Here is a 19726-nt window from a genome sequence, read left to right as displayed (position 1 = left end):
GCCTAGCGCAGAGGCGTCCTCCGGGGTGTCCCACGGTGACCCGGCGCGGTCCGTGGACCACGTCGACGAAGGACGGACGGAGCCGATCGGCTCAGGAGGTGGGCACGAGGCGACCAGCCCGCCCGCGGTCCAGCACGTGCTGGCGGAACAGCTCGGCCGCGGGCAGCAGCTGCCGCTCCGCCGGCCACAGCAGCCCGATCTCCTGGAAGGCGCGCACGTCGACGAGGTCGAGGTAGCGGAGGCGCTCGACGGGTGCGCCGGCGGGTGGACGGCCCGAGGCGGGGAGCAGGGCGACACCGAGACCCGCGGCGACGAGACCCCGCAGCGTGTGCAGGTCGTCGCACTCGAGGGCGATGGTGGGGACGAAGCCGGCCGAGCGGCACAGCTCGTCGCAGATCAGACGCAGCGAGGCGCTGCGCGGCAGCGCGAGGAAGGACTCCGCCGCGGCGTCGGTCAGCCTGACCTGGGAGCGCCCCGCGAGGGCGTGACCGGCCGGGACCGCCAGCCGCAGCGGTTCGTCGAGGAGGCGCCGGTGGTGGACGTCGCGGTCCTGGGAACGGACGGTGCAGAGCACCAGGTCCGCACGGCCCGCTGCCAGCACCGTCGCGACGTCCTCGTCACGGACCTGGTTGAGGGTGAACTGCACCTGCGGCCGCTCCGAGCGGAAGCTGCCGAGGAGGTCCGGCACCAGCCAGGCGCCCAGGGAGACCTGGAACGCCAGGGCCACGGTGCCGGTGTCGGGTTCGACGACCTGGTTCACCGCCGCGAGCCCGTCGTCGAGCTGGTGCAGCACCGCGTCGACGTGCCGCTTGAACGCCGACCCGGCCCGGGTCATGCGCAGCGTGCGGCCCGAGCGGTGGAGCAGCGGGGTCCCCACCTGCGTCTCCAGCCGACGCAGGGCCCGGGAGACCCCCGGTTGGCTGACCCCTTCCAGCTCGCTCACCTCGGTCACCGTGACGCCGTCAGCCACCTGCTGGAACCACCGAAGAGCGTCCGTGTCCATCCCATGACGATATGGCATGGATTCCATGACCCGCCCACATTAGACGCATGACTCTCCGGCGCGCACACTGGTGAACAGGTCGCAGCACCCCTACCGGGTTCCTCCGGTGGTGGTTCGCGGTAGCCACGTACACGGGACCTCAGCGTCGACGGGACCACCCACCTCATCACGGGAGCACGCCCATGTCCCTCGTCCTGTCCGTCCTCCTCGTCCTCGGTCTGTTCGCCCTCGTCGGGCTCGCCGCCTGGGCTGCCGTCGCCATCGACGACCGCCGTGGCGCGGTGGCCACCGCTCCGCGTGACGTCGTCACGACCAGCCGGTCCCACGGGGCCCCGCGCGTCCCGGAGCGCGATCTGGTCGGTCAGCGCGCCGCCTGACCGACCTCCGCGGCGGTCTCCGTGGAGCATGGAGAAGATCACCGAGGACGGCCGCGCCAGCTGCGCGCCATCGGCTACGACGTCTGACCCGCGGCGGCGGGGACGGCGCTGGCACACCGGAGGGTCACCGGGCCGAGGTCGTCACCGGGTGGACACCTGGGTTTCACCTGCCCCCGGTGTCGTGTGCCCGGTGACGACACCCCGGGCACGCAGGGTGGGAGGACCAACCCCCGATCCCCAGGGAGCTCCATGTCCTCGCCCCTCTCTCGCCGCGGCTTCATCGGCGGCACCGCCGCCACCGGTCTCGGCTTCGTCTTCGCCGGCTCCGGCAGCCTCGAGGCCTTCGCCCGGCCGTCGACGTCCACCCCGAGCACGGCGACCGGCTACGGCCCGCTGCTGCCCGACCCCGAGGGCGTCCTCGCCCTGCCGGCCGGCTTCTCCTACACGCTGATCGCCCGCTCCGGCCAGACCCCGACCGCGGACGGGATGCACCCCAGCGACCCCGACGGCATGGGCGTCTTCGCCGCCGCGGGCGGTGGCTCGGTGCTGGTCACCAACCACGAGAACAGCGGCAACGAGCCCTTCCCGGTGCCGGCCGTCGCCGGCATCACCTACGACCCGGGCACCATCGGCGGCACCTCGACGATCGTCGTGGACGCCGAGGGCAACCGGGTCGAGGAGTACACCAGCCTGGCCGGCACCGACAACAACTGCGCCGGCGGCATCACCCCCTGGGGCACCTGGCTGACCTGCGAGGAGACCGAGGGCCGGGCCGGCACCGGCAGGCGGACCAAGAACCACGGCTACGTCTTCGAGGTCGACCCCACCAGCCGCGAGGCCAACGTCGGCGCCAGCGCGGTGCCGCTGACCTTCCTGGGCCGCTTCGCCCACGAGGCGGTCGCCGTCGACCCCGAGACCAGCGTCATCTACCTCACCGAGGACGCCGGCAACCCCAACGGCCTGTACCTCCGCTGGCTGCCGCCGGAGGGCTTCGTCCCCGGCAAGGGTGCGCTGCGCCGGCTGGCCGAGTCCGAGGGCGGGGCCACCGCCGGACGGCTGCAGGCGATGCGCTGCTTCCGCGGCCGCACCTTCATCGGCGACCTCTCCGAGGCGCTGCGGGTCGGCACCCGGTTCCGGGTGGAGTGGGTGGACGTCCCCGACCGCGACGCGACCACGGTGTCGGTGCGCAAGCAGTTCACCGAGGGCCAGGTCACCCGGTCCCGCAAGCTCGAGGGCCAGTGGTGGGGCGACGACGGCGTGTTCTTCGTCTCCAGCTTCGCCCGGACCTCCGACGGCAGCACCAACTCCCACGACGGCCAGGTCTGGTTCTACGACCCGGCCAAGCAGGACATCGTGCTCAAGACGCAGTTCGGGGTGAACCCGGCCCCGGACGAGGAGGGTGACAACTTCGACGGACCGGACAACATCACCGTCTCCACCCACGGCGGGCTGATCCTGGCCGAGGACGGCTCCGGCGTCTCCCACCTGGTCGGCGTCACCTCCCGTGGACGGCCCTACCCGCTGGCCCGCAACGAGTTCAACAACTCCGAGTTCTGCGGCCCGGCGTTCAGCGCCGACGGTCGCACGCTCTTCGTCAACATCCAGTCCCCCGGCTTCACGCTCGCCGTGACCGGTCCCTGGGAGAGCGTCGACACCTCCCCGGCCGCCTGACGTCGTACCGCCCGGGCCGGTCGCCGGCCCGGGCGGTACGTGGGCGTGCCGCCCTGCGGTCCGGTGCGCCGGGACCGGCCCGGATCTGGGAGGCTGCAGGGGTGAGAGGAACACGAGTCGTCGCCGTCGGCCACCACCAGCCTGCCCGGGTGGTGCCCAACAGCGAGCTGGAGCAGATGGTCGAGACCAGCGACGAGTGGATCACCCGCCGGGTCGGCATCCGGGAGCGCCGGTGGGCCGGACCGGAGGAGACCGTCGACTCGATGGCCACCCTCGCCGCCCGCGACGCCCTGGCGAAGGCGGGTCTGGAGGCCGCGGACGTCGACATGGTCGTCGTCGCCACCTGCAGCGCCCTGGACCGCTCACCCAACATGGCCTCCCGGGTGGCCCTCGCGCTGGGCATGACCAACGCGCCGGCCGCCATCGACGTCAACACCGCCTGCAGCGGCTTCCCGCACTCGGTCGCCATGGCCCAGCACGCCATCGCCGCCGGGGCCGCCACCACCGCCCTGGTGATCGGCTCGGAGAAGCTGACCGACGTCACCGACTTCACCGACCGCACCACCGCCGTGCTGACTGCCGACGGCGCCGGGGCCTTCGTGCTCACCGCCGACGAGGAGCAGCAGGTCTCCCCGGTGCTGTGGGGCTCGGTCCCCGAGATGGGCGACGCCGTCCGGATCCAGCACAGCGAGGGCGACAAGTTCGCCCAGAACGGGCAGGCGGTCTTCCGCTGGACGACCTTTGAGCTGCCCCGCATCGCCCGCGCGGTGATCGAGCGGGCCGGGATCGAGCCCACCGAGCTGGCCGCCATCGTGCTGCACCAGGCCAACCTCCGGATCATCGAGCCGCTCGCCCGTAAGCTGGGCGCCGAGCAGGCGGTCCTGGCCACCGACGTCACCGAGTCCGGCAACACCTCGGCGGCCTCCATCCCGCTCGCCCTGTCCAAGCTGCTCGAGCGCCAGCCGCTGCCCAGCGGGTCGCCGGTGCTGCTGTTCGCCTTCGGCGGCGGCCTCAGCTACGCCGGCCAGGTCGTCCGCGTCCCGTAGCGATTTGATGCCTGTGCCCCGGGGGACGAGAATGGACCGGTTCCCCGTCCCCTGTTGAGTCTGGATCCTGCATGCTCGTCGTCCGCGACCTCGAAGTGCGCGTGGGCGCCCGTCTCCTGCTGTCGGAGGTGTCCTTCCACATCGCCGCCGGGGACAAGATCGGGCTGGTCGGGCGCAACGGTGCCGGCAAGACCACGCTGACCAAGATCCTGGCCGGCGAGGGTGCTGCCGCGTCGGGCTCGGTCTCGCCCGGTGGTCAGGTCGGCTACCTGCCCCAGGACCCCCGCACCGGCGACCTGGACGTGATCGCCCGGGACCGCATCCTGTCCGCCCGCGGTCTGGACGGCGCCCTGCGCCGGATGCGCGACGCGGAGGAGCGGATGGGTTCGGCCGACCCGGACGAGGCGGAGCAGGCGATGACCCGCTACACCCGGGCCGAGAACGAGCTCCAGGCCGGTGGCGGGTACGCCGCCGAGGCCGAGGCCGCCCGGATCGCCAGCAACCTGGGGCTCCCGGACCGGGTGCTGGACCAGCCGCTGCGGACGCTGTCCGGTGGTCAGCGCCGGCGGATCGAGCTGGCCCGGATCCTGTTCTCCGGTTCGGAGACGCTGCTGCTGGACGAGCCGACCAACCACCTCGACGCGGACTCGATCGTCTGGCTGCGCAGCTTCCTGCAGGGCTACCCCGGTGGTCTGATCGTGATCAGCCACGACACCGGGCTGCTGGCCTCGACGGTCAACAAGGTCTTCCACCTCGACGCCAACCGCTCCGCGATCGACGTCTACGCGATGGACTGGAAGCGCTACCTGACCCAGCGCGAGACCGACGAGAAGCGGCGCAAGCGGGAACGGCAGAACGCGGAGAAGAAGGCCGACCAGCTGTTCAGCCAGGCCGCCAAGATGGGCGCGAAGGCGACCAAGGCCGTCGCCGCCCAGAACATGGCGAAGCGGGCGAACCGGTTGCTGGCCGGGCTCGAGGGCGAGCGGGTGCAGGACAAGGTGGCCAAGATCCGCTTCCCCGAGCCCGCCCCCTGCGGCAAGACGCCGCTGATGGCCAACGACCTGTCCAAGACCTACGGCTCGACCGAGATCTTCACCAGCGTCGACCTGGCCATCGACCGGGGCTCGCAGGTGGTGGTGCTGGGGCTGAACGGCGCCGGGAAGACCACCCTGCTGCGGATCCTGGCCGGTCTGGAGGCCAGCGACACCGGCCGGATCCTGCCCGGTCACGGTCTGCGGATCGGCTACTACGCCCAGGAGCACGAGACCCTCGACACCAGCCGCTCGGTGCTGGACAACATGGTCTCGGCCTCGCCCGACCTCAACGACACCGAGGTGCGCAAGGTGCTCGGCTCCTTCCTGTTCACCGGCGACGACGTCGACAAGCCCGCCGGGGTGCTCTCCGGTGGGGAGAAGACCCGGCTCTCGCTGGCCATGCTGGTGGTCTCGGCCGCCAACGTGCTGCTGCTCGACGAGCCCACCAACAACCTGGACCCGGCCTCGCGCGCGGAGGTGCTGGAGGCCATCCGCACCTACGCCGGCGCCGTGGTCCTGGTGACCCACGACGAGGGGGCCGTCCAGGCCCTCGACCCCGACCGGGTGCTGGTGCTCCCGGAGGGCACCGAGGACCTCTGGAGCCCGGAGTACGCCGACCTGATCTCGCTGGCCTGATCAACCCGCCGGTCCGCCTCGACCGGTGACCGTGGATGATGGGCTGATCACGAGATCAACCTGGAGGCGACGATGACCATGGCACGTGGAGCCCGTATCACCGGTGAGCAGCGGCAGACCCTGGCCGTCGAGCTGCGTGGACGCTACGACGCGGGGGAGAGCGTGCGGTCGCTCGCCGACTCCTGCGGGCGCTCCTACGGGTTCGTCCAGACGCTGCTGAAGGAGGCCGGCACGGGGCTGCGGTCCCGGGGTGGCGCCATGCCGCGCACGCCGGCGGAGAAGGTGCCGACGCGTGTCACCACGCAGTCCGGCGTGAGCGCCGAGGGTGAGGCGGAGGTGCCGCGACGAGCCAGCGCACGTCCTCGTGCCGGCTCCGCCGGCGGGACCACCCGCCGGCGCACGGGCACCGCGGCGGCCAGCTCCAGGAGCCGGGCCACCAGCACGGCGACGCCTCCGGCCGAGGTGGTCGCCGGTGCGACGGTGCTGGAGGGAGCCCGCCGCGTGCTCGCCTCGGCCCGGGGGACCGGGGTGACCGGGATCGCCGGTGCGCCGCACGACTCGACGACCGGCCAGGGGGCTACGCCCGCCGCGGCCGGTGCCCAGCAGGCCGGGACCAAGGACGCCAAGGGCAAGGACGTCAAGGGCAAGGACGCCAAGGGCAAGGACGCCAAGGTCAAGGACGCCAAGGTCAAGGGCGCCAAGGTCAAGGGCGCCAAGGGCAAGGACGGGAAGATCAAGGACGCCAAGGTCAAGAGCGTCAAGATCAAGGACGTCGAGGACGCCAGGAGCGGCAAGGGCGCCGTGGTCGACACGATCAAGGACGCCGAGGGCGGTGCTGGCAAGGGCGCGAAGACCAAGAACGCGAAGACCAAGAACGCCAAGACCAAGAACGCCAAGACCAAGAACGCCAAGACCAAGAGTGCCAAGGGCGAGGACGCCAAGGCCACGAGCGGCAAGGGTGCGGCGAAGGGGAAGACCGCCGGCAAGAAGGGCTGACGGGGTCTTCGGGTCCCCCTGGGTCCGGCGCGGCCGTCAGCCGCGGGAGCGGGTGGGCGGGCGGACGCGGTACCGGGCCACCCGGACGCTGACCCGGGTGCTCGCGCCCTCGGGCCAGAGACCGGCCAGCTCGACAGGGGAGAGGTGGTGCCCGTTCGGGCCCATCAGCACCAGGTCGCGGGCCTGGGTGGGGTCGAGGTGCAGCAGGTGGTCCACGACGTCCACCTCCTCCTCGTCGAAGCCGGCTCCCAGCTGCTCGCGCAACCGCTCCACCTTGCCCTCCTCGATCCCCAGCAGGGACGAGGACTCCCGGAGCTCGCGCAGGTGCCCGGGCTCCGGCGTCGCCACCACCAGCACACCACCGGGCCGCAGCACCCGGGCGGTCTCGGCCGGGTTGCGCGGGGCGAAGACGGCCAGCACGGCGTCCAGGCAGCCGGTGCGGACCGGCCACGGCTCCCAGCTGTCGGCCACCACGGCGCCGATCCTCGGGTCGGCCCGCGCGGCACGGCGGACGGCGGCCACCGAGACGTCCAGGGCCAGGCCACGACGCGGGCCCGCGCCCAGCACGCCCCGGAGGTGGTGGGCGGTCCCGGCCCCGCTCTCCAGCAGCAGCGCGTCCTCGGGGAGGTCGGCCAGCACGTCGCCCAGGGCGCGGGTCAGCGGTGCGTAGTGGCCGCCGGCCAGGAAGCGCTCCCGCGCCGCGACCATCTCCGCGGTGTCCGCGTTGGCCCCGGCCGGGCGGCTGAGCAGGTTGACGTGGCCCTGGCGGGCCAGGTCGAAGCGGTGCCCGTCCGGGCAGCCCAGGGTCCGGCCGTCACCGTCGGGGGCCAGCGCGGCCTCGCCGGCGTGGTGCGGGACCGGGCATCGCAGCAGCCCGGCCAGGTCGGTGAGGGCGCCCACTCAGAGGACGCGCATGACGCCGCCGTCGACCGGCAGCAGGCAGCCGGTGAGGTAGCTGGCTGCCGGGGAGAGCGCGAAGGCGGCCACCCGGGCGAACTCCGCCGGCTCGCCGAGACGCCGCAGCGGGACGCTCCGTGCCGCCGCCTCGCGGGCCGCGGCCGGGTCCTCGCTCTGGGCGTGCAGGTAGGTGATCCGCTCGGTGCTGATCGTGCCGGGCATCAGCCCGACGACCCGGGCGCCCTGCGGGCCGACCTCGTCGGCCAGCTGCTTGACCAGCAGACCGAGGCCGGGCCGCAGGCCGTTGCTGATGGCCATCTGGGGCAGCGGCTGCTTGCTGGTGCTGGAGAGCACCCAGGCCAGCGCGACGTCGGGCCGGGTGGCGTGCTCCAGGACGGTCCGGGAGACCCGCAGCGCCGGGAGGAAGACCGAGTCGAAGGCGTCGTGCCACTGCTCCTCGGTGGTGCCCAGCGCGGAACCCTTGGGAGGCCCGCCCACGCTGACCATCGCCCCGTCCAGGGAGCCGAAGGCCTCCAGCGCCAGCCGGCAGGCCCGCTCGGCGGTCCCCGGGTCGGTCAGGTCGGCCGGCAGCGCCACCGCCCGCTCCCCGCCCAGCTGCTCGACGGCCTCGGCCAGCACCTCGGCGCGGCGGGCCACCAGCACCACCCGGGCCCCCTCGGCCACCAGGACCTCCGCGGTGGCGCGTCCCAGCCCGCCGGAGGCGGCGGTGACGACGAAGGTGCGTCCGGTCAGTCCCAGGTCCATGGGGCTCAGTCTGCCGGAGCGGCGCCGACCGCGGCGGCCCGGGCGGCCCGGCGCTCACGCAGGTCACCGCGCACCAGCACCACCGCGCCCACCACCGCGATCCCGGTGAAGGCGAACCACTGCAGCGCGTAGGAGAAGTGGTTGCCCTCCTCCGGGGTCGGCACCAGGACCGGCTCCAGCCCGCCGTCCTGGGCGGGTCGCACCTCGTAGGCGGCCAGCCAGCCGGTGTCCACGACGGGGTAGGGCAGCGTGGCAGCCACCGCGGGGACGTTCACCAGCCGCACCGACCCGGCGGCCGGGGTGACCAGGGCGTCCCGGCCGACCTCGTTGCGACGCAGCCACGCGGCCACCTCCACCGGCCCCGGCGGGGGCGCCGGCACGGTGTCGGGGACCGGCAGACCCTGCGCGAGGGGGACGAAGCCCCGGCTCACCAGCAGGTGGCGGCCGTCGTCCAGCCGGAGCGGGGTCAGCACCTCGTAGCCCGGGTCCTCGCCGTTGCGGCGGTGCGGCACGGAGAGCTGCTCGTCCTCGAAGACGCCGCTGACCTCCACCCGCTGCCACTGCTCGGCGTCGGTGACCTCGTCGGCCAGCGCCTGGTCGGCCGTCACGGGAGGGGCCTGCTGCTGGGCGGCCACCTGCTCGTTGCCCAGCCGCCGCTCCTCCAGCCGGCTCAGCTGCCAGCGCCCGAGGCTGGTGAAGGCCACGGCCACCACCACCAGGAAGAGCGCCAGCACCAGCCAGCGCAGCCAGAGCCGCTGCACCGGGCCAGCGTAGCCACCGCGGCCAGGAGCGCTCAGGCGCCGGCGGCAGGTCCGGTCTCGCCGCGCGTCAGCGCGAGCTGGGTGGCCGCGGCCGCGGTGGCCCCCACCGAGGCGCCGCGTCCGACGGCCACCCCGACCATGAAGGTGGTGAGGGGGGCGGCGGGTCGGGTCACCTGGTGGGCGGCGTCGCGGGCCAGGTCGAGCACGGCGTGCACGCCGTCCTCGTCCAGGTCGAAGTCCAGTCCGAGCTCGTCGGCCAGCTCGGCCAGCCACAGAAAGAGGGTGCGGGTCTCTTCGTTCACGCTGCTCCTCGGGTCGTCGACGGGGGGTGCTCCTGACGTCCCGCGATCCTGCCACGGCCCTCCGGCCGTGCTCGGAGGGGGCCGGGCCGTCGCGCGTTCGCGGGCCGTCCCTAGACTCGGAGCATGTCCGCGACCCCGAGCACCTGGCCACGCCCGCTGCGTGACCGCCACGGGCGCGTCGCGACGGACCTCCGGGTGTCCCTCACCGACCGCTGCAACCTGCGCTGCACCTACTGCATGCCGGCCGACGGCCTGGAGTGGCTGGGACGCGACGAGCTGCTCACCTCCGACGAGCTCGAGCGCCTGATGCGGGTCGCGGTGTCCCGGCTGGGGATCACCTCCGTCCGCCTGACCGGGGGCGAGCCGCTGCTGCGTCGCGACCTGACCCAGGTGATCGCCCAGGTGGCGGCGCTGGAGCCGCGGCCCTCGATCGCCCTCACCACCAACGGCATCGGGCTCGCCGCCCGGGTGGAGGAGCTGCGGGCCGCCGGCCTGGACCGGGTCAACATCTCCCTGGACACCCTCGACCCCGACACCTTCACCCAGCTGACCCGACGCCGCCGGCTGCCCGACGTGCTGGCCGGTGTCGAGGCCGCCGTCCGCGCTGGGATCCGGCCGGTCAAGGTGAACACCGTGCTGATGCGCGGGGTGAACGACCACGAGGCCCCGGACCTGCTGGAGTGGGCGATGGCCACCGGGGTGCAGCTGCGCTTCATCGAGCAGATGCCGCTGGACGCCCAGCACGGGTGGAGCCGTCACGACATGGTCACCGCCGACGAGATCAACGAGTCCCTGAGCCGGCGGTGGCGTCTGGTCGACGACCGCGCCGAGCGGGGGAGCGCACCGGCGGAGCTGTTCCGGGTGGCCGGCACGGCGCACCGCGTCGGCATCATCGCCTCGGTCACCCGGCCCTTCTGCGGCGCCTGCGACCGGGTCAGGCTCACCGCCGACGGCCAGCTGCGCAACTGCCTGTTCGCCCGCACCGAGTCCGACCTGCGGCCGCTGCTGCGGGGCGGGGCCACCGACGAGGAGATCGCCGAGCGGTGGCTCACGGTGGTGGGGGGCAAGCGTCCCGGTCACGGCATCGACGACCCCAGCTTCCTGCAGCCGGACCGGCCGATGTCGGCGATCGGCGGCTGAGCCGGCTCAGCCGAGCGGGACGGTCTCGCGGAGGAACCCGCGGGCGCCGAGGAAGTCCGAGAGCGAGGACTCGTGCGCCGGGCAGGCCAGCCAGTGCTTGCGTCGGTCCTCGGTGTGGATCTTGGGGTTGTTCCAGCGCAGGTCGACCGTGGCCGCCTCCCGGCAGCCCCTGGCCGAGCAGGTGGTGTCCTCCGGCTCGGTCACCGCTCGCTCCCGGGACGGCGGCCCTCCAGCGCCGGCAGCGGGTGGTCGTCGATGACCACCTCACCCTCGATCACCTCCGGCGCAGCGGTGACGGCCGGGGCGTCGGACACGAGCGGAGGCTCCTGCGGAGCGACCGCGGGGGTCCGGGTGGTGTGCGTGCGCTGGTCGCCCTGGTTGACCACCAGCACGGCGATGTAGGGGAGCACGACGGCCCCGCCGAGCAGCACCCACTTGAGGTTGCCGGGCACGAAGATCAGCCCGACGAAGCACAGCATGCGGATACCCATCATGATCAGGTAGTTGCGCTGCCGCCGCGAGGCATCGGCCGAGCGCCCCTGGGCTGCGCCGGTGATGACGGTGCGTTCGTCGCTGTCTCGGGAGGCCACCGCGTCAGCCTACGTCCGCCCCACAACGGGTTCCCGCTCGGACCTCCGACGTAGAGTCGCGCGGGGCGCCGGACCGGCTGGGGCCCGTCCCGGCGGGCGGCGCCGGAGGAGCGAGGCGAGGCGTTGCCCCGGGGTCTCACGGTCACCCACATCGGCGAGGACGAGCTCGCGCGCGGCGGCCGGGGGGTGTTGCGCCGGATCGCGACCCTGCTCCGGCCCTACCGGGCCCGGATGGCGCTGGTGATGCTGGCCGTCGTGGTGGCCGCCGCCCTCACCGCCGTGGTGCCCTTCCTCACCCGGGAGGTCTTCGACAGCGCCCTCTTCCCGGTGGACGGGGGCGCCCCGCGGCTGGACCTGCTGGGCTGGCTGGTCGCGGGCATGGTGGTCATCCCCCTGGTGACCGCCCTGATCGGCATCGGGCAGAACTACCTGACCAGCGTGATCGGCAACTCGGCCATGGCGGACCTGCGCAGCGACCTCTTCGCGCACCTGCAGCGGATGGAGCTCGCCTTCTTCACCGCCACCCGGACCGGGTCCATCCAGTCCCGGCTGGCCAACGACGTCAGCGGGGTGCGGACCGTGCTGACCGACGTGGCCACCTCGATCCTGCAGAACACCGTCACCGTCTCGGCCGCGTTCGTGTCGATGCTGCTGCTCTCCTGGCAGCTGACCCTCCTCACCGTGGTCCTGATGCCGCTGTTCGTGGTGATCCAGGTCCGGGTCGGCCGGCGTCGCCAGCGGCTGGCCCGGCGCACCCAGGAGTCGCTCTCGGAGATGACCGCGATCACCGAGGAGGCCCTCAGCGTCTCCGGCATCCTGCTGTCCAAGGTGTTCAACCGGGCCGGCGCGGAGACCGAGCGGTACCGGCGGGCGAACCGGGAGCAGACCGCGCTCCAGGTCCAGCAGGCCATGACCGGGCGCACCTTCATGGCGGTCGTGCAGACCTTCTTCGCCATCACCCCCGCCCTGATCTACCTCGCCGCCGGGTTCATGGTCACCGGCCGGGTGGGCGGTGGGAACGCCCTCACCGCCGGCACGCTGATCGCCTTCACCACCGTCCAGGCCCGGCTGCAGCAGCCGCTGATGCAGCTGATGCGGGTCAGCCTGGACGTGCAGACGTCGCTGGCCCTGTTCCGCCGGATCTTCGAGTACCTCGACCTGCGACCAGCCGTCGTGGAGCGCCCCGGCGCGGTCGCGCTGGACGTGGCCACCATGGCCGGGCGGGTCGAGTTCGACGCCGTCAGCTTCCGCTACCCCGAGCCGCGGGCGCTCAGCGGCACGGTGCTGCGCGACCGCTTCGGCGACTCCGGGGTGGCGATGCCGGTCCCGGACGCCCCCGGTGACGGGTGGGCGCTGCGCGAGGTCGACCTCACCGTGGAGCCCGGGCAGCTGGCGGCGCTGGTCGGGCCGTCGGGCTCGGGCAAGACCACCGCCACCTACCTCGTCCCCCGCTTCCACGAGGTGACCGAGGGGGCGGTGCGGATCGACGGGGTGGACGTCCGCGACCTGACCGCCTCCTCGCTGGCCGACGCGGTCGGCATCGTCACCCAGGAGCCGTACCTGTTCCACGGCACGATCCGGGACAACATCGCCTACGCCCGGGAGGGGGCCACCGCCGGGGAGATCGAGCAGGCGGCCCGTGCGGCCAACATCCACGACCGGATCATGAGCTTCGCCGACGGCTACGAGACCATCACCGGCGAGCGGGGCTACCGCCTCTCCGGTGGGGAGAAGCAGCGGCTGGCCATCGCCCGGGTGCTGCTCAAGGACCCCCGGATCCTGATCCTGGACGAGGCCACCTCCTCCCTGGACACCGGCACCGAGCGCCTGGTGCAGGAGGCCCTGGAGCGCGCCGCCCGGGGCCGCACCACCATCGCCATCGCCCACCGGCTCTCCACCATCCGGGCCGCGGACGTGATCTACGGGCTGGCCGGCGGACGGGTGGTCGAGCAGGGGACCCACGAGGAGCTGCTGGCCCGGGGCGGCCTCTACGCCCGGCTGCACGCCGAGCAGGCCGGGCTGCCCTCGCAGCCCGATGCCGACGGCGCCCGGGCCGACGTCAGCGTCTGAGCGTCGCTCCCCGGGGCGTGGGGATCAGTCGCGGGTGTCGTCGACCGCCGCGCCGGGCGCGGTCAGCGTGGCCGCCTCGCCCTCCTCGGCGTACTTCGAGCGCAGGTGCACCGGCTCCTCGGTCCGTCCGGAGCGGCGGGCGGCGCGGCCGCGGTAGATCAGGTTGAGCGCCTCGACGCCGATGGCGAAGGCGATCGGGCCGTAGATGACGCCCTTGCTGACGTGCACGTTGAAGCCCTCGGCCAGCAGCGTCGCCCCGATCAGCACCAGGAACGCCAGGCACAGCATCTTGACCGTGGGGTGGCGGTCGACGAAGCTGCCGATCTTCTCGGCCAGGAACATCATCACGCCGATCGCGATCACCACGGCGGCGATCATCACCGCCAGCTCGTCGACCATGCCGACCGCGGTGATCACGGAGTCCAGGGAGAACACGATGTCGATCAGCACGATCTGGATCAGCACCTTGCCGAAGGTGGCGGCCTTGCGCCCGGCGCCGGAGTCGTGGCCGTCCTCGCCCTCCAGCTTGTGGTGGATCTCGGTGACGGCCTTGTAGATCAGGAAGGCCCCACCGAGGATCAGCACCAGGTCGCGACCGCTGATCTGCAGCGCCTCCCACGGGCCGACGCCGAACAGGGTGCCGGTGAGCCCGACGATCCAGGAGGCGAAGAACAGCAGGATGATGCGCATCACCAGGGCCAGGCTCAGCCCGACCAGCCGGGCCCGCTTGCGCTGCTCGGGGGGGAGCCGGTTGGCCAGGATCGAGATGAACACGACGTTGTCCACGCCGAGCACCAGCTCGAGGGCCAGCAGGGTCAGGAAGGCGATCCAGATCTCAGGGCTGGTGAGGAGTTCCACGCGCAGACGATAGCGTGACGGGGTGCCTGAGCAGGAGACGAAGGAATCACGTGTGGTGCTGGTCACCGGCGGCAGCCGGGGGATCGGCCGGGCCATCACCGAGCGGTTCGTGGCCTCGGGTCACCGGGTGGCGGCCACCTACCGCAGCGGGGACGTCCCCGACGGCGCCCTGCCGGTGCGCTGCGAGCTGACCGACCCCGAGCAGGTCGAGCAGGCCTTCGCGACGGTCGAGGCCGAGCTGGGGCCGGTCGAGGTGCTGGTGGCCAACGCCGGGATCACCCGCGACACCCTGCTGCTGCGGATGAGCGAGACCGACTTCACCGACGTCGTCGAGACCAACCTGACCGCCTCCTTCCGGCTGGCCAAGCGGGCGTCCCGGTCGATGATGCGGGCCCGCTTCGGCCGGATGGTGTTCATCTCCTCGGTGGTGGGCCAGCTCGGCTCTGCCGGCCAGGTCAACTACGCGGCCAGCAAGGCCGGGCTGGTCGGCGTGGCCCGCTCGATCACCCGCGAGCTGGGTGGTCGCGGGATCACCGCCAACGTGGTGGCGCCGGGCTTCATCGAGACCGACATGACCGCGGGCCTGTCCGAGACCCAGGTGGCGGAGTACCGCTCCCGGATCCCGGCCGCCCGCCTCGGTGCCGTGCAGGAGGTGGCCGCGGTGGTGGAGTTCCTGGCCGGCGACGCCGCCGGCTACGTCTCCGGGGCGATCATCCCCGTCGACGGCGGCCTCGGCATGGGGCACTGAGCCCGGACCGGCGGCCCGCCACCGCGGGCGAGCGCAGCACGAACGACCAGCACGAGCACGACGAGAGGAACCTGATGGGCATCCTGGACGGTAAGAACATCCTGGTGGCGGGAGTCACCCTCAACACCTCGATCGGCTTCGCCACCGCCAAGGTCGCCCAGGAGCAGGGCGCCACCGTGGTCGTCTCCAACTTCGGGCGGGCGATGGGCATCACCCGGCGGGTGATCAAGAAGCTGCCCAGCGAGCCCGCGCTGCTGGAGCTCAACGTCTCCGACGAGGAGCAGCTGGCCGCGCTGCCCGAGCAGCTGCGCCAGCACGTGGACTCCCTGGACGGGATCGTGCACTCGATCGCCTTCGGCAACCCCGAGACGGCCCTGGGCGGGAAGTTCCTCACCACCCCGTGGCCGGACGTGGCCACCGCCCTCCAGGTGTCGGCCTACTCCCTGGCCTCGCTCACCATGGCGTGCAAGCCGCTGATGGGCCCGGGGTCGGCGGTCGTCGGGCTCACCTTCGACGCCACCATCTCCTGGCCCGGCTACGACTGGATGGGCGTGGCCAAGGCCGCGCTGGAGAGCACCAGCCGCTACCTCGCCCGCTACCTCGGCGCGGAGGGCATCCGCAGCAACCTGGTGGCCGCCGGCCCGCTGGAGTCGCTGGCCAAGAAGGCCATCCCCGGCACCGAGGCCTACAACACCATCTGGGACGAGCGGGCTCCGCTGGGGTGGGACCCCAAGGACTTCGAGCCCACCGCCAGGGCGGTCGTGGCCCTGCTCAGCGACTGGTTCCCCGCCACCACCGGCGAGATCGTCCACGTCGACGGCGGCGTGCACGCGATGGGTGCCTGAGACCAGCGGCCCGGACGGGCCGGGTGCCGACCACCCGGTCCTGGCCGAGGCGCGGGCCCTGCTGGGCGCCGTGCTGCACGGCCACGGGGTGTCGGTGCGGCTGAGCGAGGTGGAGGCCTACGCCGGACCCGACGACCCGGCCTCGCACGCCTTCACCCGCACCCCGCGCTCGGCCATCATGTACGGCCCGGCGATGCGGCTCTACGTCTACCGCTCCTACGGCATCCACCTCTGCGCCAACGTGGTGACCGGACCCGAGGGGGAGGGGCGGGCGGTGCTGCTCCGCGCCGGTGAGGTGGTGCGCGGTCACGAGCTGGCCGCCGGGCGCCGCCGCACCGACGACCCGGTCCGGCTGGCCCGCGGCCCCGGGAACCTCGCCTCGGCCCTCGGGCTCGGGCTGGAGGACCTGGGCGCCGACCTGCAGGGACCGCCGGAGCCCTGGCTCGAGCCGGGGGAACCGCTGCCGGACGCCTCGGTGCTGGCTGGTCCGCGGGTCGGGGTGAGCCGCGCGGAGGAGCGTCCCTGGCGGTTCTGGGTGGCCGGCGACCCCACCGTCTCGGCCTACCGACGGTCCCCACGCGCACCGTCCTGAGGCCCTCCGCGCGCGGCCGGCCGCCGTTCGCCCGAGCGTGCCGGAGGGCACCGTCCCGCAAGCGCTGACGTTCGGACGTCCAGATGTCAGGACAAAGGTGGACCAGCGGCGAGCTGCGGTGCTACGTTCCCGCTCAGCCACCACGCCGGTGGCCGACAACGAGGTCGCCGGTCCCGTCTGGGCCCGGTGCGGGAACGAGGGATCCGTGCTCACCACCACCAGCATCAGTCGTCGGAGCGTCATCATCGGTGGCGTCACCGGTCTGGCCGCCGTCACCACCAGCGCCTGCTCCGGCGGGGAGAGCGCTGCCCCCGGCGGTGCGGCCGAGACCGGTCCGCTGCAGTTCTTCCTCTCCGGTGACGCCAACCAGGGCGGTGGCTTCGCCGCCATGGCCGCGCGCTACCAGCAGGAGACCGGCGTCACGGTCGAGATCATCGACGTCGCCAACGACGACCTGAAGACCCGGCTGCGCAACGCCGCGCAGGCCGACTCCCTGCCGGCGCTGGCTCGCGTCGGTGCCGTGGACCCGGTCTGGAGCGGTGCGGTCGTCGACCTGGCCGAGATCCAGACCGCGCACGGTGTGGACCCGAGGCTCTCCGCGGTGGAGGAGGACGGCACCGTCCTCTCCCTGCCCACCGACCTCACCGCGGTCGGGATGTACCTCAACAAGACGCTGTGGGACGAGGCCGGGGTGGAGTACCCCACCGGCCCCCAGGGTTCCTGGACCTGGGACGAGTTCGTGGCCGCCGCGCGCGAGGTCAAGGACGCCGGTGCCCGCTTCGGGCTGGTCATCGACGCCTCCTCCCACCGCCTCAAGTCCTTCCTCTACGAGTTCGGCTCGACGCTGTTCCAGCCCGGCCCGGACGGCACCTTCACCACCAACGAGGCGACCAGGACGGCGCTGGAGTACTTCTACGACCTCAACGACGACGAGTTCATGCCCCGCTCGGTGTGGCTGAGCCAGGCCGACGGCAACGCGCTGTTCAAGAGCGGCGACGTCGCCGCCTACTACTCCGGCTCCTGGCAGATCGCGGACTTCTCCGAGAACATCACCGACTTCGAGTGGGTCAGCGTGGTGGCCCCGAGCCAGCCGGTGCGCGCCGTGCAGTACGGCAACGCCGCCTCGATCGTGGTCTTCGAGGGTGAGCAGGAGGAGGCGGCGACGGAGTTCGTCAACTGGCTCTTCACCAAGGAGAACTACCAGGAGCTGGCCACCACCTCCGGCTTCCTGCCGACCGTCTCCGGGGTCGACGTCGACTACGGCGAGAACTCCGAGGCCTTCGACCTGTACAACGCCGAGATCGAGGCCTCCGCGCCCATCGTGGCCGAGATCAAGGCCTTGGAGCTGTCCTGGGAGGTGCAGGGCCTGGCCACCGAGGGCGACCCGCTGCGCGACGAGGTGGTCAAGTACCTCAACGACCAGCAGACCGTCGACGAGTGCATCGCCAACGTCAACGCGCTGATGACCGAGGCCTTCAGCGCCTGACCCGGCCTGCGCCACCCGCCCGCCGGCGTCCCGGCACCGCTCGACAGGCCCGACCGAGGAGACAGCAGTGACCAGTGTGACCGACCGTGTGTCGCTGGAGGCGGCGCCGGCGACCGTGCGACGGGGCGGCCGCCGGCCGCAGTCCGGGCAGCGCCTCGCCCCGGCGCTGTTCATCAGCGTCTCGGTGGTGCTGTTCGCCACCTTCTTCGTGGGGCCGGCGGCCCTGGGCATCTGGTACTCCCTGACCGACTACTCCGGGGTCGGTGACGCCGACTTCGTCGGCCTGGAGAACTACGGCGAGCTGCTCGGTGACCAGCAGTTCTGGTCCTCCCTGGGGCGCACGGCGGTCTACACGGTGCTGGCGGTGCCGCTGCACTTCGTGGCCGCCCTGTTCGTGGCCGTGCTGATCACCTCACCGGCCGCCCGGGGCAAGGGGCTGGCGAAGATCGTGCTCTTCGTACCCTGGCTGATCTCGCCCATCGTCACCGGCGTCATCTGGCGCTGGCTCTTCGGGGAGAACTTCGGCTTCGTCAACCACCTGCTGTCGCTGGTGGGCATCGGGTCGGTGCGCTGGGAGACCGACGCGGACTGGGCGCTGGTGGTGGTGCTGCTCGCCGGCACCTGGGGCGGCACGGCGTTCAACATGCTGCTGTTCGTGGCGGCCATCCGCAACATCCCCCGGTCCTACCTGGAGGCGGCCGAGATCGACGGCGCCTCCCCACGGCGGCGCTTCTTCAGCGTCACGCTGCCCCTGCTGGCCCCCACCAGCTTCCTGGTCGTGCTGCTCGGCACGCTCGGCTCGATGAAGGAGTTCGCGATGGTGCAGGCGCTCAACGGCGGCGGCCCGGGCACGGAGAACATGCTGATCGTGCAGTACATCTACCGCACCGGGTTCGAGCGGGCCGAGATCGGCTACGCCAGCGCGGTGTCGATGGTGCTGATGGCGATCCTGGTGCTGGTCGCGGTCGTCCAGCTGCGCTTCGACCGCAAGGAGGACCTCTCGTGAGCGCCGGGACCGTCGTGGACCAGGGACGTCCTCCCGTCCACCAGCCCCCCGCGCTCCGGCGCCGCGCTAGCGGCACCGGCCGACGCGGCTACGGCATGCTGATGACGGCGGTGCTGCTGGCGGTGCTCGTGGCCTACGCCATCCCCGTGCTGTGGTTCCTGCTCAGCTCGTTCAAGCCGGGCAGCGAGCTCTTCAGCCTGCCGCTCAGCCTGCTGCCCGCGGACTGGACGATCTCGGGCTACCTCACCGCCTGGAACCGGTTCGACTTCTGGCGCTACTTCGCCAACACCGGCGTCGTCGCCGTGGTCACCACGCTGCTGACCGTGCTGGTCTCGGCGATGACCGGCTACGCGCTGGCCAAGTACCGGCAGTGGTGGCTGCGGGTGTTCTTCGTCTGCATCCTGGCCACCACCATGCTGCCCACCGAGGTGATCATGCCCTCGACGTTCGCGATCATCCGCAACCTGGGTCTCTACGACTCCCTGGCCGGGATCATCGTCCCCTCGATCCTCACCGCGACCGGCGTCTTCATGTTCCGCCAGTACTTCCGCACCGTGCCCGACGAGCTGCTCGAGGCGGCCCGGATCGACGGGGTGGGGGAGATCCGCACCTTCTTCTCGATCATGCTGCCGCTGGCGAAGCCGATCGCCATCACCCTGGCCATCTTCAGCTTCCAGTGGCGCTGGAACGACTACATCTGGCCGTTGATCGTGCTGAACGACCCCAACCGGTACACCCTGCAGCTGGCGCTGCGCTCGATCGTCGGGGCGGACAACATCGACTGGTCGGTGCTGCTGTCGGCCTCGATCATCTCGCTGCTGCCGATGGTGATCCTGTTCGCCGTCTTCCAGCGCCAGGTCCTCAGCGCCGACCTCAACTCCGGGCTCAAGGACTGAGTGGCGC

21 protein-coding genes are annotated in these 19726 nt (G+C 72.4%); 13 read left to right on the top strand and 8 right to left on the bottom strand.

All coding sequences use genetic code 11. The features are described 5' to 3' along the window. Positions 1–91: 91 nt before the first annotated feature. Positions 92–1003: a LysR family transcriptional regulator gene (locus tag BLT52_RS17770; protein WP_090595396.1), complete on the bottom strand. Its 912-nt coding sequence runs from the start codon at positions 1001–1003 to the stop codon at positions 92–94. Positions 1004–1185: 182 nt separating this feature from the next. Here BLT52_RS17770 and BLT52_RS17765 point away from each other — a divergent pair, with 182 nt between their 5' ends. From BLT52_RS17765 to BLT52_RS21525, 5 genes are all read left to right on the top strand, one after another. Further along, entirely contained in the window at positions 1186–1380 is a 195-nt protein-coding gene (locus tag BLT52_RS17765) for a hypothetical protein (protein WP_090595394.1), read from the top strand. 249 nt (positions 1381–1629) lie between these two features. Continuing rightward, positions 1630–3051: an alkaline phosphatase PhoX gene (locus BLT52_RS17760; RefSeq protein WP_090595392.1), complete on the top strand. Its 1422-nt coding sequence runs from the start codon at positions 1630–1632 to the stop codon at positions 3049–3051. A 101-nt stretch (positions 3052–3152) separates the two neighbouring features. Beyond that, positions 3153–4097: a beta-ketoacyl-ACP synthase III gene (locus BLT52_RS17755; protein ID WP_090595391.1), complete on the top strand. Its 945-nt coding sequence runs from the start codon at positions 3153–3155 to the stop codon at positions 4095–4097. A gap of 71 nt (positions 4098–4168) precedes the next feature. Then, positions 4169–5767, top strand: coding sequence for an ABC-F family ATP-binding cassette domain-containing protein (locus BLT52_RS17750; protein ID WP_090595389.1), 1599 nt, complete (start codon positions 4169–4171; stop codon positions 5765–5767). Between the two features lie 72 nt (positions 5768–5839). Next, positions 5840–6763, top strand: a complete 924-nt coding sequence (locus BLT52_RS21525) for a helix-turn-helix domain-containing protein (protein ID WP_231946377.1) — start codon at positions 5840–5842, stop codon at positions 6761–6763. Positions 6764–6799: 36 nt separating this feature from the next. Here BLT52_RS21525 and BLT52_RS17740 read toward each other — a convergent pair whose 3' ends face one another. Genes BLT52_RS17740 through BLT52_RS20955 form a run of 4 tightly spaced genes read right to left on the bottom strand, consistent with a single transcriptional unit; the run spans position 6800 to position 9488 of the window. Beyond that, positions 6800–7663, bottom strand: a complete 864-nt coding sequence (locus BLT52_RS17740) for a putative RNA methyltransferase (RefSeq protein WP_090595388.1) — start codon at positions 7661–7663, stop codon at positions 6800–6802. After that, a complete protein-coding gene (locus BLT52_RS17735) occupies positions 7664–8425 on the bottom strand; it encodes an SDR family oxidoreductase (protein WP_090595386.1) in 762 nt (253 codons plus the stop codon). It abuts the gene before it with no gap. Positions 8426–8430: 5 nt separating this feature from the next. Further along, positions 8431–9186, bottom strand: a complete 756-nt coding sequence (locus BLT52_RS17730; RefSeq protein WP_157677201.1) for an SURF1 family cytochrome oxidase biogenesis protein — start codon at positions 9184–9186, stop codon at positions 8431–8433. A gap of 32 nt (positions 9187–9218) precedes the next feature. Continuing rightward, a complete protein-coding gene (locus tag BLT52_RS20955) occupies positions 9219–9488 on the bottom strand; it encodes a DUF6457 domain-containing protein (protein WP_197679095.1) in 270 nt (89 codons plus the stop codon). Positions 9489–9611: 123 nt separating this feature from the next. Here BLT52_RS20955 and moaA point away from each other — a divergent pair, with 123 nt between their 5' ends. Next, a complete protein-coding gene (gene moaA / locus BLT52_RS17725; protein ID WP_090595383.1) occupies positions 9612–10628 on the top strand; it encodes a GTP 3',8-cyclase MoaA in 1017 nt (338 codons plus the stop codon). Between the two features lie 6 nt (positions 10629–10634). On the opposite strand, the gene BLT52_RS17720 is transcribed toward moaA, so the two are convergent. Both BLT52_RS17720 and BLT52_RS17715 read right to left on the bottom strand, forming a co-directional pair. Beyond that, on the bottom strand, positions 10635–10832 hold the full coding sequence (locus BLT52_RS17720) for a hypothetical protein (protein WP_090595382.1): 198 nt from the start codon (positions 10830–10832) through the stop codon (positions 10635–10637). Beyond that, positions 10829–11218, bottom strand: a complete 390-nt coding sequence (locus BLT52_RS17715) for a DUF3099 domain-containing protein (protein WP_090595380.1) — start codon at positions 11216–11218, stop codon at positions 10829–10831. The genes BLT52_RS17720 and BLT52_RS17715 overlap by 4 nt, the downstream gene beginning before the upstream one ends. Positions 11219–11341: 123 nt before the next feature. On the opposite strand from BLT52_RS17715, the gene BLT52_RS17710 reads away from it, so the two are divergent. Continuing rightward, positions 11342–13288, top strand: a complete 1947-nt coding sequence (locus BLT52_RS17710; protein WP_197679094.1) for an ABC transporter ATP-binding protein — start codon at positions 11342–11344, stop codon at positions 13286–13288. A gap of 24 nt (positions 13289–13312) precedes the next feature. On the opposite strand, the gene BLT52_RS17705 is transcribed toward BLT52_RS17710, so the two are convergent. Then, positions 13313–14146 (bottom strand): TerC family protein, encoded by an 834-nt coding sequence (locus tag BLT52_RS17705; protein WP_090595379.1) that lies wholly within the window; start codon positions 14144–14146, stop codon positions 13313–13315. A 22-nt stretch (positions 14147–14168) separates the two neighbouring features. On the opposite strand from BLT52_RS17705, the gene fabG reads away from it, so the two are divergent. The 6 genes from fabG (at position 14169) to BLT52_RS17675 (ending at position 19719) form a co-directional block, all read left to right on the top strand. Continuing rightward, the gene (fabG, locus tag BLT52_RS17700; protein WP_090595377.1) at positions 14169–14894 is read left to right on the top strand and encodes a 3-oxoacyl-ACP reductase FabG; all 726 of its coding nucleotides are present in this window, start codon (positions 14169–14171) and stop codon (positions 14892–14894) included. A 74-nt stretch (positions 14895–14968) separates the two neighbouring features. Further along, positions 14969–15739, top strand: a complete 771-nt coding sequence (gene fabI / locus BLT52_RS17695; protein WP_090595376.1) for an enoyl-ACP reductase FabI — start codon at positions 14969–14971, stop codon at positions 15737–15739. Further along, positions 15732–16331 (top strand): DNA-3-methyladenine glycosylase, encoded by a 600-nt coding sequence (locus tag BLT52_RS17690; RefSeq protein WP_090595374.1) that lies wholly within the window; start codon positions 15732–15734, stop codon positions 16329–16331. Before fabI ends, BLT52_RS17690 begins: the two co-directional genes overlap by 8 nt. A 205-nt stretch (positions 16332–16536) precedes the next feature. Further along, a complete protein-coding gene (locus BLT52_RS17685; RefSeq protein ID WP_157677200.1) occupies positions 16537–17817 on the top strand; it encodes an ABC transporter substrate-binding protein in 1281 nt (426 codons plus the stop codon). A gap of 67 nt (positions 17818–17884) precedes the next feature. Then, positions 17885–18823: a carbohydrate ABC transporter permease gene (locus BLT52_RS17680; protein ID WP_231946376.1), complete on the top strand. Its 939-nt coding sequence runs from the start codon at positions 17885–17887 to the stop codon at positions 18821–18823. Further along, a complete protein-coding gene (locus tag BLT52_RS17675; protein WP_197679093.1) occupies positions 18820–19719 on the top strand; it encodes a carbohydrate ABC transporter permease in 900 nt (299 codons plus the stop codon). Before BLT52_RS17680 ends, BLT52_RS17675 begins: the two co-directional genes overlap by 4 nt. Positions 19720–19726: the final 7 nt, after the last annotated feature.

The sequence above is a fragment of the Auraticoccus monumenti genome (assembly GCF_900101785.1).
GTDB classification, from domain to species: Bacteria; Actinomycetota; Actinomycetes; order Propionibacteriales; family Propionibacteriaceae; genus Auraticoccus; species Auraticoccus monumenti.
This window is presented reverse-complemented; position numbering and strand designations above follow the sequence as displayed.

Excerpts from the sequence above, each read along its gene's own strand:
- BLT52_RS17750 (WP_090595389.1), top strand. The coding sequence starts at position 4,169 with ATGCTCGTCGTCCGCGACCTCGAAGTGCGCGTGGGCGCCCGTCTCCTG.
- fabI (WP_090595376.1), top strand. The coding sequence starts at position 14,969 with ATGGGCATCCTGGACGGTAAGAACATCCTGGTGGCGGGAGTCACCCTC.
- BLT52_RS21525 (WP_231946377.1), top strand. The coding sequence starts at position 5,840 with ATGACCATGGCACGTGGAGCCCGTATCACCGGTGAGCAGCGGCAGACC.
- BLT52_RS17765 (WP_090595394.1), top strand. The coding sequence starts at position 1,186 with ATGTCCCTCGTCCTGTCCGTCCTCCTCGTCCTCGGTCTGTTCGCCCTC.
- BLT52_RS17735 (WP_090595386.1), bottom strand. The coding sequence starts at position 8,425 with ATGGACCTGGGACTGACCGGACGCACCTTCGTCGTCACCGCCGCCTCC.
- moaA (WP_090595383.1), top strand. The coding sequence starts at position 9,612 with ATGTCCGCGACCCCGAGCACCTGGCCACGCCCGCTGCGTGACCGCCAC.
- BLT52_RS17760 (WP_090595392.1), top strand. The coding sequence starts at position 1,630 with ATGTCCTCGCCCCTCTCTCGCCGCGGCTTCATCGGCGGCACCGCCGCC.
- BLT52_RS17770 (WP_090595396.1), bottom strand. The coding sequence starts at position 1,003 with ATGGACACGGACGCTCTTCGGTGGTTCCAGCAGGTGGCTGACGGCGTC.